At 48.5% G+C, this 25837-nt stretch carries 16 protein-coding genes and 3 pseudogenes; 8 read left to right on the forward strand and 11 right to left on the reverse strand.

What is annotated here, in order from left to right:
- Positions 1-39: 39 nt before the first annotated feature.
- The 6 genes and pseudogenes from D109_RS0120475 to D109_RS1000000133005 all read right to left on the reverse strand — a co-directional run.
- Positions 40-1497, reverse strand: coding sequence for a glycosyltransferase family 39 protein (locus D109_RS0120475; protein WP_017478516.1), 1458 nt, complete (start codon positions 1495-1497; stop codon positions 40-42).
- 231 nt (positions 1498-1728) lie between these two features.
- A complete protein-coding gene (locus D109_RS0120480; protein ID WP_017478517.1) occupies positions 1729-1971 on the reverse strand; it encodes a hypothetical protein in 243 nt (80 codons plus the stop codon).
- A 27-nt stretch (positions 1972-1998) separates the two neighbouring features.
- Positions 1999-4161, reverse strand: coding sequence for a methyl-accepting chemotaxis protein (locus D109_RS0120485; RefSeq protein WP_017478518.1), 2163 nt, complete (start codon positions 4159-4161; stop codon positions 1999-2001).
- Between the two features lie 336 nt (positions 4162-4497).
- Positions 4498-5430, reverse strand: a complete 933-nt coding sequence (locus tag D109_RS0120490; protein ID WP_026078109.1) for a chemotaxis protein CheV — start codon at positions 5428-5430, stop codon at positions 4498-4500.
- Between the two features lie 354 nt (positions 5431-5784).
- Positions 5785-6078, reverse strand: coding sequence for a DUF6124 family protein (locus tag D109_RS0120495; protein ID WP_017478520.1), 294 nt, complete (start codon positions 6076-6078; stop codon positions 5785-5787).
- A gap of 944 nt (positions 6079-7022) precedes the next feature.
- Positions 7023-7353, reverse strand: a pseudogene (locus D109_RS1000000133005) (glutathione S-transferase C-terminal domain-containing protein); the annotation flags it as partial.
- 426 nt (positions 7354-7779) lie between these two features.
- Here D109_RS1000000133005 and D109_RS1000000133010 point away from each other — a divergent pair.
- The 4 genes from D109_RS1000000133010 to D109_RS0120515 are packed head-to-tail and all read left to right on the forward strand — an operon-like array spanning position 7780 to position 12700.
- Positions 7780-9948: a DEAD/DEAH box helicase family protein gene (locus D109_RS1000000133010; RefSeq protein ID WP_026078110.1), complete on the forward strand. Its 2169-nt coding sequence runs from the start codon at positions 7780-7782 to the stop codon at positions 9946-9948.
- Positions 9948-10163, forward strand: a complete 216-nt coding sequence (locus tag D109_RS0120505) for a hypothetical protein (protein WP_017478524.1) — start codon at positions 9948-9950, stop codon at positions 10161-10163. The genes D109_RS1000000133010 and D109_RS0120505 overlap by 1 nt, the downstream gene beginning before the upstream one ends.
- The gene (locus D109_RS0120510) at positions 10144-12195 is read left to right on the forward strand and encodes an AAA family ATPase (RefSeq protein WP_017478525.1); all 2052 of its coding nucleotides are present in this window, start codon (positions 10144-10146) and stop codon (positions 12193-12195) included. The genes D109_RS0120505 and D109_RS0120510 overlap by 20 nt, the downstream gene beginning before the upstream one ends.
- Positions 12188-12700 carry a hypothetical protein gene (locus D109_RS0120515; protein WP_017478526.1) on the forward strand — a complete coding sequence of 171 codons (513 nt, stop codon included), beginning with the start codon at positions 12188-12190 and terminating at the stop codon, positions 12698-12700. The genes D109_RS0120510 and D109_RS0120515 overlap by 8 nt, the downstream gene beginning before the upstream one ends.
- A gap of 83 nt (positions 12701-12783) precedes the next feature.
- On the opposite strand, the gene D109_RS1000000133015 is transcribed toward D109_RS0120515, so the two are convergent.
- The 3 genes from D109_RS1000000133015 to D109_RS0120520 are packed head-to-tail and all read right to left on the reverse strand — an operon-like array spanning position 12784 to position 17957.
- Positions 12784-13620: a phosphoadenosine phosphosulfate reductase family protein gene (locus D109_RS1000000133015; protein ID WP_081585366.1), complete on the reverse strand. Its 837-nt coding sequence runs from the start codon at positions 13618-13620 to the stop codon at positions 12784-12786.
- Positions 13621-13629: 9 nt separating this feature from the next.
- Positions 13630-16995, reverse strand: coding sequence for an ATP-binding protein (locus D109_RS1000000133020; RefSeq protein ID WP_081585367.1), 3366 nt, complete (start codon positions 16993-16995; stop codon positions 13630-13632).
- Positions 16995-17957 carry a DUF4007 family protein gene (locus D109_RS0120520; RefSeq protein ID WP_017478528.1) on the reverse strand — a complete coding sequence of 321 codons (963 nt, stop codon included), beginning with the start codon at positions 17955-17957 and terminating at the stop codon, positions 16995-16997. Before D109_RS0120520 ends, D109_RS1000000133020 begins: the two co-directional genes overlap by 1 nt.
- A gap of 107 nt (positions 17958-18064) precedes the next feature.
- On the opposite strand from D109_RS0120520, the gene D109_RS1000000133025 reads away from it, so the two are divergent.
- Complete coding sequence (locus D109_RS1000000133025) at positions 18065-19225, forward strand: cysteine desulfurase family protein (RefSeq protein ID WP_081585368.1); 1161 nt, start codon at positions 18065-18067, stop codon at positions 19223-19225.
- 389 nt (positions 19226-19614) lie between these two features.
- On the opposite strand, the pseudogene D109_RS01000000132030 reads toward D109_RS1000000133025, so the two are convergent.
- Positions 19615-20639: pseudogene (locus tag D109_RS01000000132030) on the reverse strand (IS66 family transposase); the annotation flags it as partial.
- Positions 20640-21160: 521 nt separating this feature from the next.
- Between D109_RS01000000132030 and D109_RS0120545 the strand changes: the two are divergent.
- The 3 genes and pseudogenes from D109_RS0120545 to D109_RS1000000134225 all read left to right on the forward strand — a co-directional run bounded on the left by D109_RS0120545 (position 21161) and on the right by D109_RS1000000134225 (position 24009).
- Positions 21161-21406: a helix-turn-helix domain-containing protein gene (locus D109_RS0120545; protein ID WP_017478533.1), complete on the forward strand. Its 246-nt coding sequence runs from the start codon at positions 21161-21163 to the stop codon at positions 21404-21406.
- Positions 21407-21658: 252 nt separating this feature from the next.
- Positions 21659-23041, forward strand: a pseudogene (locus tag D109_RS01000000132035) (transposase).
- Positions 23042-23382: 341 nt separating this feature from the next.
- Positions 23383-24009, forward strand: a complete 627-nt coding sequence (locus D109_RS1000000134225; protein ID WP_152416390.1) for a hypothetical protein — start codon at positions 23383-23385, stop codon at positions 24007-24009.
- 143 nt (positions 24010-24152) lie between these two features.
- On the opposite strand, the gene D109_RS0120560 is transcribed toward D109_RS1000000134225, so the two are convergent.
- Complete coding sequence (locus D109_RS0120560) at positions 24153-25547, reverse strand: nucleotidyltransferase domain-containing protein (RefSeq protein WP_017478536.1); 1395 nt, start codon at positions 25545-25547, stop codon at positions 24153-24155.
- Between the last annotated feature and the right edge of the window lie 290 nt (positions 25548-25837).

Raw genomic sequence — 25837 nt, forward strand, 5'->3', positions numbered from 1 at the left:
ATGGCGGTAGTTAGTTACTCAAGGCAGGCGCCTCTTACATCACTGCTCGACGAAATAGTACGGCTGACGGTTGATCGCCATCTCCTTGACCACCTTCACGGGTACGTTCAGCCGGTCAGTATTGTCCACCAGGGCCACGTTGCCGGGCTTGGCCGCGAGGTAACTTTTGAGTTCCTCCGGCGTTTGCAGAATCGTCAAATAGGCCTGCATGTAGAACACCCCGGCGCCGGCGATTCGCTCGTTGGCCTGATACAGCACCACTTCCTTGCCCTGCGCCTGCATCGCCTGGATCTGGCTGATCACCGGCACAAACGACTGACGCACATCGGCCTTGGGGGCGAACCAGAAAGCGGCAATCAGGTAGCAGGCAATCACCAGGGTGAAAAAACCACCGACCAGGCCACGACGATGGGCATAAACGTGTTCGGCAACGTTGGAAACCTGCCCGCGGCTTTTCAGCCAGCCCAGCAAGACGCCACCATACTCGGCGGCCAGCACTGCGGCGGCGGGCGTCAGTGCCATCAGGTAAACCGTGCGCTTGCTGGAGGCGAGCGTCAGCAGGGTGAACTGCGCCACCAGCCACACGCTGAAAAACAGTCGGTAGCGGTTGCGCACCAGGCTTTTACGGAAGTGCCACAGCCCCAGGTACACCAGAATATTCCAGGGCAAAAAGGCTTCGGGCAGTTTGACGATGTAGTAATAGAACGGCTCGTAGTGACCGGCTTCGACAAACGAGCCGCTGAAGCGTCCGACACTGTTGGTCAACAGCACTTCACGTACCGCTTGCAGCCCGTCGCGCTGGTACAGGAAACCCAGCCAGATCATCAGCGGCACCAGCGCCAGCAGCGTGAACAGCCCGGGTTTGACCCAGTCGCCCAGCTTGAATTGTTTATCCATCAGGCTGGTGCTGGCCAAATAGACGAAGATCACGATACCCGGCATGGCCAGGCCCAGCACACCTTTGCTCAAGGTGGCGATCACCATCCCCAGGGTAAACAGCAACCAGGTGCCCAGGTTCGAACGGTCGCGCTCCGAGGCGGGGCGGTTGGCCTGATAGAACGCCAGCAGGGCCATGGTGACCCCGAGGGTGAGCAGCGAATCTTCACCGACGCCGCGTACGTTGCTCCAGTAACTGGCCATGGTCGCCAGCATCAGCGCCGCGACAAACGCCAGCGTCTTGGGCCGGCCAAACTTGCGCAGCATCCCGTACAGCAGCATCACACTGAACAGCCCGGCAAACGCCGACGCCAGGCGCACTGCCCACGTGGTGCCGCCAAACAGGCGGATCGCCCCGGCGTCGAGCCACAGGCTCAGCGGCGGTTTCTCCAGGAAGGGTTCACGGAACAGTCGCGGCACCACCCAATCGTTATCCAGGTGCATGGCCATGGCGATCCCGGCCACACGGGCCTCGGTCGAGCCTTGCAACTCGTGATTGCCAAGGGCGAAGAAGAACAACAGCGCAGCGAGCAGGAGCAGCAGAGGAGCGGAACGCGTCATGGATTCTGGCTACCGGGGCAGGGGACCGTTCGGGGGAACGGTCCGGGCAATCGGTGAGTATACGAGGGGGATTCTTAATAATTCGTGAATGAGTGTGAGGTTTTTGTGGCAGGAGGTACCGGTCAGTGGCCCCAGGGGGTGACCGTGCAGGTGATCCCACACGGCGTTGCGTACGAAGCCGGCGCCGATGGAGGGCCAGGGCGCGGGCGACAATGGTCAGCCTGTCCCGGGTCAGTGGTCGCTTGACTCTGGCATTGTTTGTACCACGACCTGGCTGACTCCCTTGGCTTCTACGAGGTTTTTTATGGCGTGTGAAAGCATGACGCGCCCGTCGGAACTGCAATAGCTGATGCCCAGGCTATCGGCAATGTATCGCCATTTGTAGGCATCGTGACAGTCCATCGAAGTGAGGTAGATCTCCCTCTCCTGACCCTGGTGGATAAAGCTGATCTTGTAGTTTTTTGGTTCAGGCATAGCTCCTCCTTGACGGTAATCGACCTACTAGGAACTCTTCACTTTGAAGCGGCTGAGACCGCGTTGCATGGTATTTGCCCGTTCCGACAGGTTCTTGGCCGCCACCGCGCACTCCTGGGAGTTGGACTGATTCTGCTGAGTCACCTCATCGATCTGCTCAAGGCCGATGCTGGCCTGTTGCAAGCCGGATGCCTGCTCGCTTGATGCCTGGTAGATCAATGACACCAGGCTCGAAACCGCACTGGTTCCGCTGACGATATTTCTCAGCGAGTCGGCGGTACGGCCGGCAATGACCATACCGCGCTGGGTCTTGACTGAAGAGTCGGCGATCAGGGCGGCGGTTTGCTGAGCAGCTTCAGCACTACGTGCGGCGAGGCTGCGGACTTCGTCGGCGACCACGGCAAATCCCCGGCCAAGCTCTCCGGCTCTGGCCGCTTCAATCGCAGCGTTCAAGGCCAGCAGGTTGGTTTGGGCTGCGATGTTGTCGATGGTGGTGATGATGGCGGTGATGTCTTTGCCGGAGTTGTCGATTTCGGCCATGGCGGCAATCAACTCGCTCATTAACTTGTCACTTTCGCCAGCGTCGGCCCGTGAAGCCTGGGACTGTTCGTCAGCCTTCCTCGCATTGGCGGCGTTGTCGGTGGTCTGTGCGGCCATCTGCGTCATCACGGCGCTGATTTCGGTGATCGACGAGGCCGAATTGGACGCCCCATCGGACAGCGACTGACTCAACTCGGTGACTTGGGCGGAGCTGCCGGTGATTTGAGTCGCGCTGACCTGGACTTCCGAAATCAGGTTATTCAGGTTGCTGACCATTTTCTCCAATGATTTGCCGAGGGCGTCCTGGGGGGATGAGAGGCGAACCTCCAGGTCCAGGTCACCTTCGGAAATGCGCTCGGCGATTCGCACCTGGCGTTGCAGACTTTCTGACATGTCATTCAGGGCAAAAGATAACTGTCCGACTTCATCTTCAGACTTTTGAACCAGACGGCGTGAGAAATCACCCAAGCTGATACTCGCCGCCAACGCGGCTGCCTCACGAATCGGCCCGACAATTTTTGCGGTGGCAAACCACAGCGCTACCAGGGCCAGCAAGGAAATGACTACGCCCACCGACACCTGCCAGACACTGTTGCTGACACTGCGCGATTGCATTTCCTGCTCCAGGGCGATCGCCTGGCTCATCACCACGGCCTTGGGCAGGCGAATCAATATGGCCCATGGCTTGCCAGTACGGCCCAACTGAATCGGCATCAACACTTCGATGTTCTGACTGTCCTTGTTGAACTGCCCGACACCGCGCGCGCTCTGGATATCGGCCAGGGTTTTTTCCCAGGTATCGGGCAGCAACCCCTTCAAGGGTTGGCCGATCAGATCGGTCCTCTGGCTGTCCGCAACCACCAGCCCCTGATTGCTCAGGATCGAGACGGAGCCTTTGCCGGAGTAAAGGTCGGCTGACATTTGTTCGCTGAGCTTCTGGATGAAGGCAATATCGAAGTCTGCGCCGACTACGCCATAAAATTTGCCATTGGCGGTGATCGGCACTGAAAGCGTGGTCAGCCACACGTTCTTGCCTTGAACGACGTACGGGATGGGGTCCAATACACTTTCTTTCTGGGTGTCGCGGGGCCCCGTGTACCAGCCGCCTTTGGGGACGCCATTGGGATGACGGGCCTGGGAGTCATACTCCACCAAGGGTTGCACCGCGATATGGCCGTCCGAACTGCGTGTCCAATAAGGCGTGAAGCGTCCGGTCAGTGGGTTATTGCCGCCTTCGCCATTGCGGAACGCCTGATCCTGGCCGTCCACGGCGTCCGGCTCCCAGCAGGAATAAGTGCCGTTGAAGTCGGGGTTATCTTTAAGCACGCTGAGCAGCATCGTATTGATCTGTTCGCGGCCTAATAAAAGTGAGCTTTGTGCGGTTTTGCTGGCCGCAAATGCATTGGCCAGTGTTCTCGCCGCATCCAGTGCATTTTGCAGTTTTGCCTGAATAGCGTTGGCCCGTGACTCTGCCAGGTTCTGCACTTCGCGTATGGTTGAATTCTCAATAAGTGCAGATACTTCGCCGGCTACGTATTTTTCGCTGGCCGTGGAAGAGAACAGTCCATATAGCACCAGGCTCGCCGATGATATAAACAGGCAGATGCCTGCAGTGAAGCAGATCCGAGTCTGCAATGAGTTGAATTTCATGATGTCTCCCGCCCACAGTAATAGTTGCCAGCATCCTCTGATGTTGACAAGCCAATATGTTTTGCACGCGCGGCTGAATAATCATCTGCTGCTTGCGTCGCTGAGCTGTTACTTGAAAGTCCAGCTACAGTTGACGGTACAGCTTGGGTTCCAGGTTAAACGTGTTCATGCACTGCATTATCTTCGAGCCATAGTGACTCGGTGTTTTTAAAACCATAACGCTGGACGGGAACGCGTGCAGCTAGTTGATCTTTCTGTGATGGAACGTTCAGGTCGACGGTTCTTGGTGTTATATAAATATAAAGCCTCCTTGTCTCGAACGTACGATCTTTGAAATCAACAGACGCTGGTTGCTTTGATACGGGCTACCACGCGGCCAGCCAGGTCATCGGGACGAAACTTCGCCAGGAAGTCATCGGCGCCCACCTTCTTGACCATGGCCTGGTTGAACCCACCTGACAGCGAGGTATGCAGCACAATGTGCAGGTTCGCCATACGAGGGTCGTTGCGTATTTCGGCAGTCAATGTGTAGCCGTCCATCTCTGGCATTTCGATGTCTGAAATCATCATCAAAAACTCCTCATCCGGCTTGCGGCCTTCCTCGAGCATTGCGCGAAGATAGTCCAGAGCCTGTCGACCATCATTCAATGCGACGACCTCAACGCCGACGGTTTCCAGACAACGGGTGACCTGTTTACGGGCCACCATGGAGTCGTCTACGGTCAGAACGCGTAACTGTCGCGCCAACCGGCTCACCTCGTCATCGACTACACCCAATGAGATTTCCTCGGACGATGGCGATATCTCGGTCAAGACTTTTTCTACATCAATAATCTCGACCAGCTGGTTGCCTGTGTGCGTAACAGCCGTCAGGTAGTTGTTTTCGCCACTGCCCTTGGGCGGCGGGTGTATGTCTTCCCAGTTCAAATTGACAATCTGTTCAACGGCATACACCAGGAAGCCCTGCACGCGGCTGTTATATTCCGTAAGAATGACGAAGGCACTTTCAGTGTCCTTGACGCCCGGCAGTCCGGTCGCCATCGCCAGGTCCAGTATTGGAATACTGGTGCCTCTAATATTCGCTACTCCACAAATATTGATATTAGACTTAGGTAGTATCGATAGCTTTGGGCAGCGAATGACCTCCCGGACTTTAAATACATTTATTCCGTACAGTTGGCGATCGTTAAATCGGAATAGCAATAGTTCCAGGCGATTTTGACCTACCAGTTGGGTGCGACTGTTAACTGACGCCATTAAGCCTGCCATATCCACTCCTTAAGCGACTCGCATGACGATAATGTCGTAGTGGAATAATCTTAAAAAGCGGTATGTAAAATATTTGTGAAAATAAAGAGGGTATTTAGGCGGGGCGTGTCAAAAAAGTTAAAGTATTGTTGTTCGTCTATTCGAATGGATATTAGAAAGTTAGCTGGCTAATTTGTTTTGTGAGCGATTGAGAAGTGTTTTAGTTTTAGTGGGTCAATTGTCCATGCACTGGCGAAGAGAATTTTTCTGAAAGCCTGATTATTCGTCGTTCGGAAAAAGGTGGCGGCCTTATTGTTGGGAAATTGGTCGCTCACCTTTTACTGACTTTTGGTGCGTCCCCGCTGGATGGCTATTTCAGGATTGGAAAGCGGTCCTTCCCGCTGCTTCTGAATCTGCTGTTGGCACAAGAATGTCCAGTGCGCGCGTCACAAGCAACTCACCCAGGACGCCCAGTTGCTGGGTGGCCAGAAGCTTATGGCGATAGGCGCCATCCAGCTCGAAAGCCAGGTCAGTCGTGAGTGCGTTCAGCGAGGCGAGGGTTTCGCAGGCCTGTACGAGCAAGGTTTCGGGGTCGATGCCTTGGGCGATACAAAAGATATCCGCGCCGGATTGGCTTGGGCATGGGGGATTGGGAGTGATCTTTTTCATGGTGACGCTCCTACACTGGTGATGGGAGCTGCCATCCCCTGCTGTCAAACAGGGTTGGGTGGCAGCTGTACGCGGGTTGACAGACCGGAAGTGTAGGAACCCGGCGCACCCGAAGATGCCCCACGCACAGCCGCCATGAACGAGGCGGAATGCGCGAAGCATGCCGACGTATCAAGGGGAGTGAAAGGTTACACTTTTCGGCCTGTCAAAGCCGGTCGCTGATGAGCAGCAACTAGGGAAGGCTATCTTCGTGGGGTGGCTCGCGCCAGTTCATGCCAGGCGCGACGTCTTGCAGGAAAAATCCGAAGGTCCATTCGGCGGTGCGTTTCCAGGGGCCCAGAAACAACAAAACCCGCACAAGGCGGGTTTTGGTGGTGCTTCGTATTTGGTGGGCCGGGGTAATCTGAACTAGATATACAAGCTATTGATTTTTAACGCTTTTAACTGTTGATTTTTTTGCTTGGAATACTCTTTGGAATACTGCTCCCTGTTGCAATGCGCTGAGGCGTCATAGGCGGAGCAGATGTTGTTCCTCCTGATCCGGAGGACTCCATCACATTCCTTTAATGTTGGGAGCGGCCCATCCCTCCTGTTCTATCCATCCGGCTTTAGGTTTTCGGTAGCCACGATTGAGGAAGGTAAAGCGAGTATTTGTTGTGAAGCAACGCTATACCTCCGTCTTTGAAATGGTTCGTCCAGTTTTGCACGGAAGGTTCCTAATAGAGCACGGGAGGCATCTAGAATTTCTCTCCAGGTAAGCAAGACCAATCTTCAGGTTAGGCTCATCATGTAAGAAACCGAAGGCTTGCCCCTGCTGGCGAACGGACCGAGCCGCTTCCTCTGTAATCTCGTTCAACACTGCCAGATATGTCCAGTGAGTGTTGTGCTGATCGAATTGCTCATCGGCGACTACCACTACAGCGCCGAACGTCACGGCCTCCCCTTCAATCCAAGTCCGTCGCCTTGTGGCGCTCCACCATTTGGCTTGATTCGTCACCCATGTCCGATTCACCCTACCGCAGGGCGCTTGGCGATTAGCTCCGCCCAACGCTGAACGCTGAGGAGCTCACCAGTCTAGTACTGGTTGCCTCGTACCAACTCGCCATACCATGGCCAAACCGCAATGTCGGCGATGGTATACGCGTTGCCCGCGAGGTAGGAACTCTCGCTTAGGTGGCGGTCGAGCACATTCAGTTGCCGTTTTGCTTCCATGGTGAAGCGGTTGATTGCATATTCGAATTTTTCTGTTGCGTAGGAGTAAAAACACCCACCCCCTCAGCTAGGGCACTGCAATGACATGGTACGAAGCGTCTTGGGGGGATTGTCATAGCAGTTATGTACAACTGAAATATTTTAGAGTCTTATCAGCTCCCATGAGAATGCATAAGCGATTGAAGTAGGAATGGGCACTAGTTCGGAGCCATTCGAACGAGTAAGGTTAGCGTAGTGGCGAGTAGATACGTCGGAGGAAAAATCACATGGATGAGTTCAGCTACGTCGACGCCTTCCTGAGCGGGACGTCGAGGCTAAGGTCGCTGACGTTACGAATTAACGCCAAAAAAACTCCAGCATACAGTAAGCCAAGTGACTAATCACAATGGCAAGCGCACAGTTTCTAGACTTAAATTTGGTGTGGTCGAAGATCCCTAGATGCAGGGTTGACAAAGTACTACGTATCCAACAGGTTTTGGTGGAAAAAAAATGAACTTTAAAGACCTGAATACAAAAAGAGTATATAGGAGCGGCGAGGATAGCATTCTCAACGATTTTTATACGCCGTCCTTAACTGCAAGTGTTCGCTACGATAGGGCTGTGGGTTTTTTTTCCACCTCTATTTTGATGTACGCACTCGCCGGAATTAGAAGTCTTATAAAGAATAATGGTGAGATGAGGCTCGTAATTGGGTATCCGTTGGATGATGAGGAATTTGAAGTTTTAAAAGATGGTGGCTTAGTAAGTCACCTGGCAAAAAAGCTCGAACGTGACTTAGAGAGTTTGATTGCAGAAGCCGTGACTGATGTTTTGAAATATAGACTAAAGCTTTTTTTTCTAATGACTGTAACAGGCCGGCTTAAAATAAAGTTTGCTTATAGACGTCGTGGAATGTATCACGAGAAGGTTGGGATTATGTATGATGCCCATGGGAATAAAATACTATTCCAGGGCTCAGCGAATGAAACAACAAACGCCATTAATTCAGATCTTAATTTCGAGTCAATTTCTGTATATCGAAGTTGGGAAACTGAAGTTTATGCCGGATACGCAAAACCTTATGAAGAAGGTTTTGAGCGGCTTTGGCTAGGTGAAGATCCTCATGTAGCAGTTTTCGATATTCCTAGTGAGCTTTATACAGCTATACATAAAAAGGTCACAGAAAATAATTTAAGTATGCACACTATTGATTTGAATGAAGATGAAAATAAACTGGAAGAGCACGGGTTTGATATTTATAATAAAGGCTATCCAGTAGAGCCAGTTAAGATAAATGGCAGCGAGTTTAAAGTGCTCTCCCATCAGAAAAAGGCTCTAAGAAGTTGGGCTGATAATAACTATCAGGGTATATTTAAACTTGCGACCGGTGCTGGAAAAACTATAACCGCCATGGTGGGCGTGTCAAAAATATTTGAGGCGAACCGAAGTAAAAAGCTGGCATTAATTGTAGCTGTACCATATGTGGCTCTTGCTGAGCAATGGGTGAAAGAGCTAAAAATTTTCAATATGACGCCGATCCAATGTTTTGGAAATAAAAATGTTTGGGAAGAAAAATTACGATCTGCAATAAATCAATTGAATTTAAAAGCGATTGATTTTTTTAGTGTCGTCGTTGTCAATCAAACCTTGAAGAGCGAAAATTTCCAATCTTCAATTTCCAGAATCGCGACGAGTGATATTTTTTTCGTAGGAGATGAGTGCCACCACCACTCCAGTGAGGCTTTATCAAATGCAGTACCTGAAGCCCAATATAAGATAGGTTTGTCAGCTACACCCTATTCTGATGAGTTGGACGTCGGTTATGAAACCGACCCTATAAAAATAGAGAATCTGAAAAAGGCTTACGGGGAAATTGTTGCCACATACACCATGGCAAACGCCTTGGGTCAGGGAGTTTTAACGCCTTATAATTATTACTTGAATATAGTTCAGCTTAGTGAAGCTGAAATGGATAGCTTTTTAGAGTTAAGCAGGGAAATAGCAAGGCTGTACGCTCTTGAGTCTACGGAAATGAGTAATAAACTTAAGGACATAATTCGGCGCCGAAATAAAATTATAAGTAATGCATCGAACAAGATATCAGTATTAAGAGACCTGCTAAGAGAGCTCGATCTCGAGGATAAGCAGCATACCCTAATATATGTTGGAGAGGGTAGCGTCTTGGATCAAGGCGATGGAGATGGCCGTTCCAAGGACATTGCACAGCTCCAAGCAGTTTCAGAGACAATGAAAACACTGGGTTGGAAAATTTCACGATTTACCGCTGAAGAAAATCGAGCTGAACGACTAGCTATAATGGACGATTTCAAAGAGGGTAGTATCGACGCATTGGTATCTATGAAGGTATTAGATGAAGGGATTGACATACCGGCGTGCAAACGGGCATTTATCCTTGCCAGTACCACAAACTCTCGTCAATTCGTACAGCGACGAGGTCGAATACTTCGAAAGTCGCCTGGTAAGGAAGTTGCAGATATTTATGATTTTGTGGTCGTTCCTTCGCCGCAGGGGAAAGGTGAGTCTTGCTTTTCCGGGCTCGTGCGCCGTGAGCTATATAGGGTAATGGAGTTTGTACGTCTTTCGAAAAATAGAGCGCAAGTCGAACCTATTGCCTGCGAATTGGCGGAGACGTTTGATTTGGATATTAAGGAGTTTTAATGAACGTTCTAGAGGAGTTGAAGATGATTGCAGCTGATATTGAAAAGGAAAGGGAGAGCGATATAATTCAGCGAACTCTCGCGAAGCTAATTAAAATTGAGAAAGAAGCCATGTACGGAGCCAAAACCTCAAATAAGACGAGCCGCATTGAGAAGGTTTTAGAGACGGAATTTTCTGCATACAAGGAAAAAGTAAATGCTTCTTCGGAAAATTAAGCTTAAGAATTTTCGGCAGTATTATGGCGAGGTTGTTATTAACTTTGCGACCGACAAAATTAGAAACGTTACAGTAATTCATGCTGAAAATGGTGTCGGAAAAACAGCGCTACTGAATGCTATAAAATGGTGCTTTTATGGTGAGTTTACGACTAATTTTAGAAACCCACAGGCGCTATTGAACTTTGAGGCTGACAAGGATGGTGCCAGCAAATGCTCTGTTGAAATTGAGTTTGAAAATGGAGGTGAAGAGTTCTTAATAAGTCGAGTTTTTGATAAAAGTCTTCATCAGACGAAGAGCTACATGGCCGGCAATTTACGAGTATACAAAATCTCAGATGGTACGATGGGGACTAGTTTGCCAGAGCCGGAGTTGGTCGTTAATGGAATGCTTCCGAAAGAAATGGCAGATTATTTCTTCTTTCAAGGAGAAGGTAGTAACGCAGTTGAGGTTGGAAATAAAGGAATTAATTTAGCGAAGTCCATACGTAATATATTGGGCTTTAGAATAGCAGAGGTTGTAGAAGAGACCTTAAGGAAGCAAATACTTGCGTCGTCGAAAAAAATTGCAGAGCTAGATAACTCGGGGGAAGCATCAGAGCTAGCTGAGCAGGTTGAGGCAATTAGCAATAAAAAGCACGACTTAGAAGTCGACATATTAGCACTCGAAAGCAAAATACCAGAACTACAAGCTCAGTTCGACGCAGTAGAGCTGGAGCTTTTACAGATAAATAATCAGGACTTGAATTCTTTAAAAAAGGAAGAGGCTGATCTTGAGCAGGCTTTGCAAAAGCTTGAGCGAGAACATAAGGATTCGTTGGTAAGTAAGTTTAAAACAGTGAGCAAATTCGGTTGGGCAATTTTTGGTAAGGAGTTTGCAGAGGAGTCACTTGAGTTTATTGATGAAAGCACGTGGAAAGGACGGTTGCCTGAGCCATATAACGAAACCTTTATTAACGATATTTTAGCTGCAGCCCGTTGCATTTGCGGCCAATCTTTAGAGGCTGGATCTGAGCGTTATATAAATATCGCAAAGCTATTAGATAAAGCTGCGAATCCTGCATTGCAAAATCGCTTTGGAGGAATACGAGCACAAATTCAAAGCATTAAAACGATTAATTCCGTTGCAAGTGATGCAATTACAGGAATTTTGCAAAAGACAGACAGTTTGGAGGCGCAGATCCAGCACGCGAAAAATCGATTGAAGTTAATCCATGATAAGATCGTTTTAATTCCAGAAGAGAAGATATCGAGTTTGCAGAATAAAAGAAAAGCTATTTCTCTGGACCTGGGTAGTCAGCATCAACTGCTTGGTGGATATAAAGTAAGAGTAGAAAGCTTTACAAAAGACCTCGAGTCGAAACAAAAAAGATTAAATGCGCTTAGACCAAATGACGAGTTACTTGGTGATCTAGCACTACAGCAAAAATTTTTAGAGGATATAAAAAACTATCTCTCTGAACATTTAAGTTCGACTGAGAAGAGAGTTAGGCTACACATCGTAGAAAAAGTTAATGAAATGATGAAGTCTTTTTCAAGGCATGCCTATGAAATTCGTGCTTCATCAAGCGACTTCTCTATACACTTGGTTAGAAGTGATGGTACTAGTGTTGGTCAAGGTGACGGTCTAAATCTGCTACTTAATCTATCTATAACTGCAGCGCTTATCGAGTTTGTTAAAGAAAACCAAAAGGTGAGAGATCCGTTGTTGACCTCTGCAACTGTGGCGCCATTGGTTATCGATGCTCCATTCGGAGTGTTAGACGACAGTTACAGAAATGTGGTGGTCAGCAGCCTGCCTAAACATGCAGAGCAGGTAATGTTCTTTGTTTCAAGTAGTCAGTGGCGAGAAGAAATGAACAGCGTGGTTAAGGCAAGGATCGGCGCTGAGTACTGCCTAATATTAGAGGAGGCTGGCGATCAAGGTGATAAGCCTCTAGACATATTTAATATAAATGGTAAGGAAATTGTTGCGAACAGGTATGGCTGTGAACGGGACAGAGTCCTGGCTTTGGAGGTGAGCAATGGTTAATTTAAGCAAGGAACTTCAGTCTAAAGAAGTTCGTAGAAATAACAAATACAATCATGTGGTGAATTTGCTTGTATATGGTTCATTGGATGAAGAAGAGGGAAGCAAAATGCAAAAAACTTTCCCATATATCAAGGATTTAATAATTTTCGCAGCAATGGTCGGGAAAAAATATAATATTCAGGAAGAGGTTGAAAAGGAAAGTACAAAGATAGTGCTGGGTACGTTTGAAGGAACTTCTGGTACGAGTAAAGATACGCTTGTAGATCAGCATAATATTATTTTTATGTTTGGCTTGTCTGTATTGAGAGATATGAAATACATGCGGGACGAAAATGTAGACGAGGTTATACATGTATTTGAAAGATTTTCGAATGGCGGATTGAACATCATCGATGGATGGTTAAGAGATTCTCAGTGGAATCCGATGGTTTTATTAGACAAAATAGTTGATGAGATGCGAAGCTCAAGTGCAGACGAAGAGGTTGAGGTTGTTAACCCATTTTAGTTTTTGTACGTTAGCTTCTTGTTTAGTCGTTTTCACCTATATTGGAGAGGTGGAGAGCGTCTCCGGGCAATGGCCCGGAGAAGCTATTTATGACAAGTGACGCAAAATTTAGGCTGCCCATAGAGTTCGTCAATATCAATTAATTCGATTTCGGGCCTTAATGGATTGCTTCTTTTTTTCGAGCTGACCCTTAAAAGGCGCTTCTCATAATCTTCTTTGATTTGTTGAACTCTGTCTGGTTTTGACATCTCCTCCAATGACTCACCTTGGCTCCACGTAAATGGCGAACCGTTTGCTACCGCTGTTTTTTCATAGGCCATTGCTTCTATGAAAGCGTCAGGATGACGATCTTTAAGTCGAATCCATTCAATTTTTTGTTGATAGAAGCAAAAGGTACAACCGCTACGTGATCGCCACTCGTAGTATTTAGGTAGCCCTAAGCCAGAACCTTCTAGTAGCTCTATTACTGCCGCCTTATCAATGCCTTTATCTTTAAAGGGGAGGTGTATTTTAAGGTTTTCTTGTTTTGCACTATAACCTTCCCGGTAAGGCTCATCAGATCTAATAGCTACATAACTGTGAACTGTAGTGCCAGACGCAAGAATTGGCTTTAACCAATCCTCAAAAGGCTTTAGCTTTAGCTGTCTAGTGCACCACCGAGTTTGAGCGGACGGTAGAAAGTTATTGTATTGCTTCAACCAGTAGTCGAAATCTCTGTCGGGATTTAGCCTGAGAATTGGCTGCCCAAGAAAGCCCTCCAGCTTTCCTAAAAACTCGTATACTTCAGGCAGCTCTTTACCTGTGTCGGTATAAAAATATTCAATTTCCAGATCAGGGTAGTTATGGCGCATGTAGATAGCTAAAGCGGCACTATCGCGACCTCCGGATAGACCTAATACATGCTTTTCAGCGGAAATCATTTGTTTTTCCTATACTTTGTTTGAAATCGAAGAGCTATCTTCAATAAGTTTTGTGCTTAATTCGGCTAGAGCTGCGAGCACAATATTTCTCTTTGCTGGGTTATGATTTCTTATTGCTTTTTGTATTTCACCTATCAAATCGGTAACGTGTTTTTGTTCCGACTCTGATATTTCAAAATCCGCTTCATAAGGACGTGATTGGCCTCTTCCGCTAATAATTACAGACATAGCGCGCCGACGATCAGTCCTACCTTGAACCCTCGCATAACTCTCAGTACGAATAAATGACCTTGAAAAAGCAGCAATTTCGATTAGAGATTTATCTAGATCAGCGTCTACCCAGTCTCGCGGTGGCTTGCTGACCGCAAGACTACCAATGCCTTCGGTTTGTATTGTTGTACCGTCATAATTTAATAGCCGACTGATAAAAGCGTCGACGCGAAAATCACCGGACATTTGCTTTATGTTTTTTGCTCTAACTCTAAGCTCGGCTAGAGAGTCAGATGACATACCGTCCATACCAAGTTCGCCGAGCATCAGGCTTGAAATTTTATCCAGCATTTGTGGGTAGGCCTGGATGAGCTCTATAAGCGCGCTTTCGACAAGGCAAACAATCTCATGAATGTTATTCTCATCATTGATGTTTTTGTCGCCATTTATCGCTGGTAAGTCAGTGAACAGAAGCTGATTAGGATCGTAAGCGTTTTTGAATATCCCGCGAACCAATTTTGCATTTTCAGAAAGTTTTTGAGTGCGTTTAGTCCAGTTCGGAAGCCTATCGAATACTGCAATTAGTCCTTTCGCTACATCAATAGCTGTGAGCTCTAGTAGCTCATTTGTTGCATCCAGTTTTCTTACTACTTTAGCGAGGCCGGTTAGTAGTCCGGTGGAAACGTTACTAAGATCCATCCATCGAAGTTGAATGGAATCTGGATCTTTAGCTAAATAATCGACGTCCAGATCCGTGAATCGGGCTTGAAATATGCCCTCTCTATATACAGCTAGATTTTCTTTTCTTGACAAAAGATATGCAACTGAAAGAACTGGCATCAACCCACGTTTTATTCCTAGGGGCGGTGATTCCCATATTGAATATAGTTCGCTTATTGCAACAGAGCGTGCGCTATTATTTTCTAGATAAGCTGTGGCTGCCGCCCAGGTCGGTGCCATGTTTGCTGGGTCATTAGCCCAATTAGGTATTTGGAACTTATAGCTTGGCCCGGAAGCAATATATAATCGAGTTTTTCCGAGCAGTGAGTCAAAGAGGCCGCCCTCGGCGGGATACCCTTCAATATTTAGCCGATCTTTTCCCTCATTTAACGCCATTGCTTTCAATAGAGCATTCTGCGCGGCAATAGCATTGCTGGAAGGTTTCGCCCTATTAAGAAGCTCATTATGGATTTTTGGAGAGTCACTGTATTGCTTCAGTGCGATATCGGATGCAAGATTATTTAGCTCGTACTGGCTTAGTCCGGAAAGCTTCTTTCCATCCTTAAACCAGGTTGCCTTAGATAACGCTTGTTGCAGCTCTGTTTCCAGCTGGTTTTGGACGAGTATCAATCTATTTAGTACTTCGCGTCTTGCCACCGGGTCGCCTTGAAGCTCTGATCGTTCCTCTTGCACTTTTTCCAGTGCTTTTAGTTCTTTGGATAGGTCCATGATTGCCCAAGCGTGGGCAGGATATCCAACGATAACTTCTTTGCCTTTTTTTTGTGCCCGCTTTGAAGCGTCTTTACAAAACTCTTCGGCTTTCTTTTGATCCTCTCCTAGTGTCGGTAGAGTTAAAAGCAGCTGGCCGATAGTACCCTGTTCAGGGATAAAGTTCGGTGCTGTGTAAACGGATGCTGAAATGGAGCCTAACTTAATGTCGATCCATCGCAAAGCACCAGTTTCAAAGTAATGTCTTTTAGCTAGAATTGGGTGAAGGCCTGCTAGGTTTTGGAGAGTTCCGAAGTGAACCTCTTTCACTTCTTCCAGCGCTAGATCTATGGCTTCTTCTATATTGAAGTCACTACCTGCATATACGCTATATGCATCTAAGTGTTTTCTGTAAATTATTAATGACCAGCGTTTCAAATCATCCAAAATTTCTATAAGTTTTCCAGGTTCTAACGCGACTGCGGCACCTAGCAACAAAGTGCTAGCGTATAGTCCGGAACGATCACGGAATAGGTCGACTAATGCGATGGTTTTAAATATTTGAGCATGCTGAAGTGTTCCGCCATTTGCCTCGCAGCGATCGAGAGCTTCTGCTGCCATTGCCCATCGGTGGCCGTCAGGTGAGGAAATTATAGAGGGCTCTAAATTTACTCTTAAGTAGTCCCAAAGCCTATCAGGATTGTAGCGTTCTCCGTTACACTCTGTGCGCAAAAAGTCTTGGAAACCAAACGGTTCTGCAGAGTTTAGGAACCCAAATAAGCTACGCTGGTTTTGTCCAAAACGCCTGCGTGAAATAGGTCCAAGTAAAGAAGCTACTATCGGGTGAAGAGGCCATGTGTCCTCTAATAATTTTTCTAGAGTGTCGGAGACACCCGCTTTATTTCGGCGGATACTTTCGGCCACCGTTTTTGCTTCTGAACTTGGTTCACTCGAGTGGTTTGATTGTATCGCTCGAGCAAGTAAGTCAATTTGTTCCTCTCCTGCAGTATTTACTGCGAGGTCAATGAACCTACCTTGAATTTTTGACCATTCATCTCTGGCATCACGTGACAAGCGATTAGCATATTCTTCAAACGCCTGATGAAGAATACCTACTACGACTAACTTGCCCTGCGAACGGGATGCCATTTCTGCTAGAAGCTGAAAGAAGTATAGGTCTGCACCATCGCGCGCGGCCGACTCTAAAAATTTACCCATTTCATCAATAAAAATAATGAGGCCGGACTTTCCAGGGGTGTTCGCTGCGATGTTATCGAGTGTTGATAACACATTGGAGTCGTTCCATCCGCCCTGGGGGGGGATAGACGCAAAGCCGTTAGCGAGTACTGATTCGCCGATAGTTTGGGAAACCGAGGATCTGCGACCGATAACAGGAAGAATTTCCCATCCTTGTTTTCCAACTGGAAAAGCTTCGGCTACAGCTTTGGCTGCTTTCCTTCCTACCGAAGTTGACGCTTCCAGTCGCCTTGCTTTGTTGCCGCTTGTAAGGGCGCTTAACGCGATAACCAGGCTAGACTTTCCGCTACCGTAAGGCCCTGTCCATGTGAACGCGGCTTGCGAGTTTTCGATCTTGTGGCTTGCCATTGCAATTAAAACGGATGCAGAAGACTCAGGGCAAATGAATCCTGAAAGGGCATCGGGGGAGTTTAGATCACTGTCGATTTTTATGGAACGTTGAAAGCGTCTCGCAACGTGGACTATTTCTGAAAGATACATTACGAGACATTCCGTTGTTTGTAGGCTGGATAGTCATGATCAATAAGCGATAAAAGCTGTGCAGGAGAAATCGATTTGGCTTTTACGACTTGTTTTAATCCTGCGGTTTCGGACCAAGAAAGAGCCCCATCCGTGATCAGATCAATACGTGTTAGACGTTCGGCTAAATCGTCTTCCGTCAATAGAAAGACTTTTCCTGGCGAGCCCGGGTGATGCGCCAATACTTCAAAAGATATGGTTGTGCTAGTTTTGGAGTAGGACATCCAGAATTGAATTACGGCGTATGTGAATATGCCATCGCCTAGTGAGTTTTTTGCACCTCGTACCATTCTGAAGCCGTCTTTTTTCCCTATCGCCTTTATTAAGCTTAATTCTGTTAGCGGTGACTCCATCGTGTCTTCATGTGTCTGCTTGCTAGTAAGCGGTTTTGCAGCATATGTGCGGACAAAGCATTCAACATCTCGCTTAATTGTTGCCGTCGCCATCTTCGACCACCCGCGGTCTGTGCCGACTTTTTCAAGCGCTGCGACAATGTGCTCTCGATCAAAGCTAGGGTTAGGGAAGTGGCTGAATACCCAGAACCACGTGGTTAGCTTCGGGTTTGCTGTAAGCTGCCAATGAATAAGCCACAGAGTCGATGGGTTTTCCATAAAGGGATCAAGCCCATTAGGCGCGAAGAGTTTGTCCCCAAGCTCAGTAGTGGAGGAAATGTTTCCTTTCCCCCCTTGGCTAACCACTCCGCATTGTGTAGCCCAATGGCGTATGGCGGACACCATATTTTTGCCTACTCCAAAATGAGCAATGGCGCTCACATCATTGAACGTAGAATGGTCGGCACCTGCTTTTTGAGATGCAGCCACTGCGTCGTACGCTTTCTTTAGCCATCCATAGCGCATAGGGAAGGTCTCGTGACCCGAAAACTGTGGGTTGTAGTCGGGCGCGAAGAGAGGGCTATTAAACATGTTTTCCCCTGGAGGATGGTTCCAGGCTAGACAATAACGCTCGCGGGCGTTACGGTCAATGCGACTGGAGCTATCCTCCAGTTGGAATTTCGGTGTGGAGGTGCGCGGTGCGCGTCAGTGGGAAAATATATCTTGATTATCAGGCATCTACCCCGGTTGATTCGGACGTTTTGAGCGGGATGCTATCTTATTTCACTCACGATTTTGGCAATCCGCACTCATCTGAACACGCGCTTGGTTGGTCCGCGGCTGCCGCCATCGACCGCGCGCGAAGTTCAGTTGCGTCCCTAATCGGGGCAGATGCTGAAGAGCTTTTCTTTACATCAGGCGCGACAGAGTCGATCAATCATGTCATTCACGCAGTCTGCCGCAGTAGACCCCTTGATCGTACCAAAATCCTGGTAAGTGCTATCGAACATAGCTGTGTACTAAGGGCGGCAGAGGCATATGCTGAGTGTTTCGGATTAACTGTTGAGCTAATTCCTGTTCTTTCTAGCGGGCTCGTTGATATTGAGCGTTATCGGTCGATGCTGGATAGTAGTGTCGCTCTAGTTGCTGTAATGGCTGTTAATAACGAAATTGGAACAGTTCAACCAATTCCCAAGCTTTCCGAATTGGCGCATTTTCATGGTGCATATTTTTTCAGCGACGCAGTGCAAGCGCCGCTTGCCCTTAAGGTTGATGTTGAGGCTTGGGGCGTCGACTTTTTAAGTCTTTCAGCCCACAAGCTATATGGTCCTAAGGGAGTTGGAGCGCTCTTTATGCGCAGTGGTTTGTCAGCGGAGTTGTTTCCGCTAATGCACGGTGGCGGTCAACAGGAAGGCGTCAGGCCGGGTACGCTACCTACACCGTTGTGTGTTGGTTTTGGTCTAGCTGCGGAATCCGTTATTTCCAGATATTCCGAAGATTACAATCAGCTGCTTTATAAAAAAGACTACTTTATCGCATCCCTTAAAAACCATAGAGTCGCCTTTTCTTTGAACGGAATTCAGGGTGAGTTGTGCCATCCAGGAAATATTAGTGTCAGTTTTCATGGGGTTGATGCTCATTCTTTACTCACTAAGCTGCAGCCTATACTCTGTGCCGCTACTGGCTCGGCTTGCAGTAGTGGATTTATAGAGCAATCTCATGTGTTACGCTCTATCGGTTTGGATGAAGCTAGTGCGGCTAGTACATTGCGAGTCAGTATTGGGCGTTACACGGACTTACTACAGTTAGAAGAAAGTGCAGCTCATTTTTCTGCGGCTATTAAAGAGCTCCTTTCTTAGTTTCATTAGCTTAAAAACTAAAATTTACGAGTTCTACGATCTGAGTTTTTCATGTATAGGCTGTTGAGTTGTTTTTTCTAGATGCTCACTCAATAAGTTACAGGTCGCTTTTTTTTCATCAGCGTAGTTATGATGAAGGTAGTGGTGGTGAACTTTTGATCCCCCCACCAAGTGATTCTGGCCTCAATCTATAATTTCCAAAGTGACCCCTAATTTCGTAAGCGATCCATCACCTACACCTTCAAGACCTTCGATTAACGCCTGATGCTGTGCTCCCGATTTCCTTCAGGAGCCAGCACCATGATGCGACCCGACGCTAAAATCAAAAAAGTGTACCTCTACCCCAAGCCTGTGGATTCTAAGCGGCCAGCGAACACACCTTGCACAGATCAGGCAGGGATCCACCGATGCGGCAGCAGTCGCTCTATTTCGCTGGCTCGCTGCGTCGGCAGCCGCGTGAGCACGTCCTTGAGATAAGCATACGGGTCATGCCCATTGAAGCGCGCCGACAGGATCAGACTCATGATGGCCGCCGCCCGTTTCCCGCTGCGCAGCGACCCGGCAAACAACCAGTTCGACCGCCCAAGCGCCCAAGGCCGGATCAGGATCTCGATTTGATTGTGTCGATTGGCACAGCACCATCTTCCACGTAGCACGTCAGCGCTACCCAGCCTTTGAGGCTGTAATCCAGAGCCTTGGCTGTGGCCGAACCCTCAGGCCCAAGTTCATGCTGAGCCAACATCCACTCATGCAGCTTTTCAGCGATGGGCACGGCTGTTTCCTGGCGTAATCGCCAACGGGCTTCGTCGCTCATTTCCTTGGCGTGTCGCTCGACTTCGTACAGCCCGCCAATCGAGTGAAGCGCCTGCTCCGCCAATTGGCTTTTATTAGCTACATGTAGGTCGAAGAACTTGCGGCGCGCATGGGCCATGCAGCCGATTTCGGTGGTGTCCAACTCGAAGCTGGCCTTGTAGTCGGCGAAGTCGTAACAGACCAGCTTGCCGTTCCAGGTGTCCAGGAAGTTACGCGCATGTTCGCCGGTACGGCTGGTGCTGAAGTCTTAGACCACGGCCTTGAGGGCCGAGAACGGCGTACTGTTGTAAGCCCAGACATAGGCGGGGTGGGTTTTCTTCTCGCCGGGCGCCAGCATTTGTACCGGCGTTTCATCGGCGTGGACGACGCGTTGGGCCAGCACTGCTTCTCGCAGCGCGTCGACCAGTGGCTGAAGCTGCACGCCGGTTTGGCCCACCCACTGCGCCAGTGTCGAGCGCGGGATAGCGAGGTCGGCACGGCCGAAGATCTTTTCCTGTCGATACAGCGGCAGGTGGTCGACGAACTTGGCCACCATCACGTGCGCCAGCAGGCCGGCAGTGGGGATGCCCTTGTCGATCACCTGCGCCGGCAATGGAGCCTGGCAACCTTGTAGGAAATGATCACGCCGTTGTATAGATCCAAAACAGGCGACAGATAAAGATTCTGACCTCCAACTTTATGTCTGCAACACTTAAATTTCTTGAGGGGCGCGGATTAAAGCGACGAACTATTTAACTTTTAGTCGCTCCACGCACTCGTCGTAGTTATGTCTCATTCCGTAGTTGGCTTCCGACCCACTTAGTTTTCTAGGAATTTCTAGATTGATATAGTGAGCTTTGCCAACGAACTGTCGCCCACAATCGGTGCACTGATAACGATCCTGAGTTCCTAGTAGTGGGGCAGATAAGTGTCCGCATTTATTACAGGAAAGCGAGTACATACGGATGACTCGGGTCAGACGCTGAAGCCTGTGTTCCTTTTCAGCAGGGTCTTTAGTTATTAGACGTTTTAAAAAATTAAGCATGAGGCTCCAGAATATTATTCGCGATTACAAGCAAAAAAAATAAAAATGGGTCGTAAATGCCGTGGTCGTAAGTCCATCATAGCGCAACGATTCGCGCCATGGGAAGGGTGTCTGGAAATCAGAATAAAGATCAGAGCCTCAAGCTTTTGGGGGCATCAGTCCGTGCCCGACGTTTGGACTTGAAGCTTTCACAGGAGGCTTTGGCTGACCTTGCCGGCGTCGATCGTTCTCATATGGGCAAAATTGAAAGGGGCGAAAGAAACGTCACGTTCTTGAATATCTTGCGGATAGCGACGGCTATGCAATGTAAACCTTCCGATTTGCTGACCGATGCCGGTCTGTGAAATTCAGCTTCACTGATGGGCAATTTCATGGACTTGACCACTCATTTGCATTGCCCCTGACCAGTCATTTGCATCCGTGCTGACCAACTGTTTGCTTTCGACTTGACCAGCACACGCCGTTGTGACAATCGGCAGAGAACGGCCGATTCTGTTGAAAAGTAGCTCCCCTGTCTGGCCTGCTGCAAAATCTCTACATTGGCCAGCAGGGAAGCACACAGCATGATGGGATAGTTATCGAGTGGACAGGAACGACTGTTTTACTCGTTCAACCTTGAAGATCACATCCCAGCCAATCACTTTCTGCGCAGCATTGATCAGTGTCTCGATCTGAGCGACTTGCGCCATTACCTCGCCGATTTTTACAGCACAATTGGGCGTCCTTCGATTGACCCTGAGCTGATGATCCGCATGCTGATCGTGGGCTATTGCTACGGTATTCGCTCCGAGTAGCGGCTGTGCGAAGAGACCCATTTAAACCTGGCGTATCGCTGGTTCTGCAGGTTAAGCCTTGAAGATGAAGTCCCCAATCACTCAACCTTTTCCAAAAATCGACACCGCCGTTTTCGGGACAGCGATCTCTTCCGCTGGCTGTTCAATTAAGTGCTGCGTCGTTGCATGAGCGCAGGCCTGGTCAAAGGTGAAGGCTTTGCCGTGGACGCCAGCATCATCAAGGCGGACGCCAGCCGGCAGCGCGGTGTACCGGGCGATGAACAGGTCAACTGGAGCGATCCGGCCCTTAGCTCTCGCGCCGTGCGAGAGTATCTTGAGGCACTCGATAAAGAGGCTCTGGCCGAAACGCCACCGAAGCGCCTATCGCTGACTGATCCTCAAGCCCGCTGGACCGCTGCTCTAGGTGGCCCAGCGTTCTACGCTTACTCCACGAATTATCTGATCGATACCGAGCACGGTGTCATCGTGGATGTGGAACCCACACCGGCTCATCGCACGGCCGAAGTCGAGAGCACCAAGATCATGATTGACCGGGTCGAGGCGCAGTTCGACATCAAGCCGGAACGCCTTATTGGCGACACCGCTCACGGAACCGCGCCGATGCTGGCCTGGATGGTAGAGGAAAAGGACATCGAGCCGCATGTGCCGGTGTGGGACAAAACCGAGCGCAAGAACGACAGTTTTTCGAGCAACGATTTCCACTGGAATGAAGCGGCTGAGGAATACCTCTGTCCGGCCGGCAATGCACTACGTAGCGAATGGCGAGCCTTCAAGAACGAGCGTTCGCACGTCACCAAAGCCAATACCATCATCTTCCGATCCCGGCAGACCGACTGCGTTGCCTGTCCGATGAAAGCCAAGTGCTGCCCGAATACTGCGTTTCGCAAGATCGCTCGCAGCGTCCATGAAGCCGCGCGCGATGTGGCTCGGCAAATCGCGACGACACTTGCGTACGTACGCTCTCGCCATGAACGAAAAAACGTCGAAATGTTGTTTGCCCACCTCAAGCGCATCCTGAAATTGGATCGCCTGCGGCTACATGGCATGAGTGGCGCGACTGATGAATTCACGCTGGCCGCTGCGGTGCAGAATCTGCGACGGCTGGCCAAATTTACCTCTCAAGGGCCACCGGTCACGGGATGGGTGCGTGTGCACGAAGCAAAAACCCTCAAACCAACCTACTAACCGAGCTGCAAGGGTCAACGAAGGGCCGAAAAACCACTCAATGTGGTGAGTAGGTTCTCCAGTGGTGGTCGTGCCCGAGTTCAGGCCAGCTGAAAATCCGACTTTTTCAACAGAATCGGCCAAAAGCAGACGATGGACATCCAACTGATACGTCAGTAGTGTGCTCAAAATTCATGTCGCTTTTCCCCCTCGCCTCATGTCGCGCTTCTGACGTGACACTCAAGCCAATCAGGGAGTTGGGGATGAACAAGGAACGTTATCAGACCTACAGGTCGCGTTTAAAAAGACATGTATGTCGTCTAATTACTAACTAAGCAATAAAATACAGGGGGTTATAGTAAGTGTCATCGTTAACTGACTGGATTGTCGCCGGATCAAGTATCATCACTGCGGTCGGAGTGGTCTTTGTAGCGTTTCAGGCCCTTTTGGCTCAAAGGTCTTTAAAAGCAGATCATGAAAGATCCAGAAGAGAAAAAGCTATCAATCTTCTTATGCACATGGATGTGATTAGACAAAGGCAATCTTCCATTGCTAGAAAATTTGCGGAAACGCTAAGTTTTGAACAGTCAAAATCTCTATTGAATCAAGAGAGCTTTAAGGTGGAGTCGAAGCACAGGGAGTTATTGCTGGGTTGTATTTCGAAGGAATCGAATCTCCACGAAACTATCAAAGATTCTAATGGCCAAATTGATATTCCAGTATCAGACTGTGCTGATATCAGGTGGCAGATTGTATCTTATCTAAATAATCTTGAAAGTACGCTCTCAGCCTGGAGGCACAACGTGGCTGATAGAGATATATTGGAAGAACAATATCACTTTTTGGTTTCTCCATCAGATGGTCACTACCTGCTTAAAGAATTCCGTAAAGCTGCAGGTGGGCCAAGGCATTTCCCATCAATAGAAGAATTTGTGTCGCATATAGAGAATAAATCAAACAACAGTAGTGGAAAAGCACAGGTTGCCTAACCAGGCATTACAGCGGACATGCCGCTGAATGTGGCGTTAGCGTCCGCTTCTGGCCGGGAGCAAGCCCGACGCATTAGGCAGCAGCCGGCCATTAGCGGACGCTCATAAGCGACTGCTAACGGCCAAAAGCGGACTCTGTGTTGTTAGGGGAATGCTCGGGTCAAGTTGTCTTGATCTAATCTTAATTTGGCGAATTCATCTTTGGATGCGATTGTGATATCTAGCGCCTCATCCTCGTATCTTGTGCATCCCCTTAAGCCTGCTTCGAGTGCAATCATTGCTGCTTTCGCAGCGGCGTCCTTGTATACAATCATGATGTCAATGTCATTGTGTGATTTCTGACGTAGGTAGGATCCAAAAAGGTATACCTCGGTGCCAGCAGCAGGGCGGAGTGCTTGAACCGCACTTCCAAGTCTCTCTATGCGAGTTTTCCTGTCGCCACTGGTTAGGTAATTAAGATACTTTTCGCCAGTCAGCCGAATGGCCCCCATGAACTCACCCAGCATGAAAAGACCTATTCCTTTTTGAATGCACAGTGCTTTGGCGGATGGGGCGTATTGTCCTGATGGGCATGAGCAAATTATTGCGTCAATACCTGGGTCGATTTCTGTGACTTTGTCTAGCGTGTGCTCGGTGAAGTAGTAGGTGTTGGTGACAAAAACTTTCAACATTCGACCGTCCAGCAAATCTACTATCATTGTAGATTTGTTGAGCTCTTCGAGCTTGCTAATATAGTTGTGGTTACCTAAAAATCTTTTGATAAAGGTTTGGATTTGATTGTGTCGGAATTCAAGTTCTTCGTCTTTGATTGTTTCTATTGATGGCGTGGGAATACCGAGTTTCGCCTTGATGAAGTGGTCAAATTCAATGGGGAATGTTTTGTATTCGCTAATTTTTTTGTCGCTCAGGCAATTATCCTGAAAAGCGTCGGCATGCATTTTATACCTGAGCATTTGTTTGTACGGTTCCCATGGGTAACCATATTTAGATTTGCTGCTTTCAATCAAATTTATTATTTTTCGATTGTTTGGAATTAAAGTATCAAGACTTCGAAGTCGCCAGGTTTCTAAGGCATCCCCAGAGTCGCTGTTGATAACCAGGTCGGAATATGGGCCATATTCTTCGAAGATGGTTCGGTTTTCTTCGAGTAGATCATTAACTGCTTGTAGGAGGTGGTCCTCATCTGGGAATTTTGGCGAGGTGAATAATGCGGAAATTTTTTCGGCGTGCTGGGTCTTCCAGGTTAGAATTTCTTCTACTGGGTACTGAGACTGAAGCTCATCGATGATTTTATGGCATGCCAAACAAAGCATGATGAGGTTGTCAAACCCATCTTTGTCAATTTGTTCAGCTAATTCGTGTTCACTGCGAGGGCCGTCAGCGCCATGACCTATTACATGAGCCACATTAGCCAAGCTAACGTTTTTACCCCCGCTTTCTGCGAAAAGCAACTTATTGCAGTCAGGTCTCTGGCAGTACCCGCCGCATTGAGACCACAGTTTACGGGTAATGTTAGTTGGGAGTGATTTCCTAGTCATAAACAGTCCTTAAACTCTATTCAATAAAGCGCCAGCCTAATTTGGCAAAATTTTTAGTCTTGCTTTGAAACTGCAAAAACAAACATCCTTGGAGGGGCGCTAAATTGTCCTGCTTGCGTTGATTTGAGCAGACATTGCCCTCTTGCCCTCAAGAAGCGTATCCGCTTAGCGCAGGAAGCACTGTGCCAAGATAAGTGCTTCGATTGAGTTTAAGCAAGTGTGCCGGGGGACGAGGACGTGAGGATGGTACAAAATTGGTATTTGAGGGAGCCATCAAGGTTGTAGGCTAT

It is taken from the genome of Pseudomonas sp. PAMC 26793 (assembly GCF_000313235.1).
In the GTDB taxonomy this organism is placed as follows: domain Bacteria; phylum Pseudomonadota; class Gammaproteobacteria; order Pseudomonadales; family Pseudomonadaceae; genus Aquipseudomonas; species Aquipseudomonas yamanorum.

What these genes read in the sequence shown, in the direction of transcription:
- D109_RS0120475 (WP_017478516.1), bottom strand. Translation starts at nt 1,497, where the DNA reads ATGACGCGTTCCGCTCCTCTGCTGCTCCTGCTCGCTGCGCTGTTGTTC.
- D109_RS0120480 (WP_017478517.1), bottom strand. Translation starts at nt 1,971, where the DNA reads ATGCCTGAACCAAAAAACTACAAGATCAGCTTTATCCACCAGGGTCAG.
- D109_RS0120485 (WP_017478518.1), bottom strand. Translation starts at nt 4,161, where the DNA reads ATGAAATTCAACTCATTGCAGACTCGGATCTGCTTCACTGCAGGCATC.
- D109_RS0120490 (WP_026078109.1), bottom strand. Translation starts at nt 5,430, where the DNA reads ATGGCAGGCTTAATGGCGTCAGTTAACAGTCGCACCCAACTGGTAGGT.
- D109_RS0120495 (WP_017478520.1), bottom strand. Translation starts at nt 6,078, where the DNA reads ATGAAAAAGATCACTCCCAATCCCCCATGCCCAAGCCAATCCGGCGCG.
- D109_RS1000000133010 (WP_026078110.1), top strand. Translation starts at nt 7,780, where the DNA reads ATGAACTTTAAAGACCTGAATACAAAAAGAGTATATAGGAGCGGCGAG.
- D109_RS0120505 (WP_017478524.1), top strand. Translation starts at nt 9,948, where the DNA reads ATGAACGTTCTAGAGGAGTTGAAGATGATTGCAGCTGATATTGAAAAG.
- D109_RS0120510 (WP_017478525.1), top strand. Translation starts at nt 10,144, where the DNA reads ATGCTTCTTCGGAAAATTAAGCTTAAGAATTTTCGGCAGTATTATGGC.
- D109_RS0120515 (WP_017478526.1), top strand. Translation starts at nt 12,188, where the DNA reads ATGGTTAATTTAAGCAAGGAACTTCAGTCTAAAGAAGTTCGTAGAAAT.
- D109_RS1000000133015 (WP_081585366.1), bottom strand. Translation starts at nt 13,620, where the DNA reads ATGATTTCCGCTGAAAAGCATGTATTAGGTCTATCCGGAGGTCGCGAT.
- D109_RS1000000133020 (WP_081585367.1), bottom strand. Translation starts at nt 16,995, where the DNA reads ATGTATCTTTCAGAAATAGTCCACGTTGCGAGACGCTTTCAACGTTCC.
- D109_RS0120520 (WP_017478528.1), bottom strand. Translation starts at nt 17,957, where the DNA reads ATGTTTAATAGCCCTCTCTTCGCGCCCGACTACAACCCACAGTTTTCG.
- D109_RS0120545 (WP_017478533.1), top strand. Translation starts at nt 21,161, where the DNA reads ATGGGAAGGGTGTCTGGAAATCAGAATAAAGATCAGAGCCTCAAGCTT.
- D109_RS0120560 (WP_017478536.1), bottom strand. Translation starts at nt 25,547, where the DNA reads ATGACTAGGAAATCACTCCCAACTAACATTACCCGTAAACTGTGGTCT.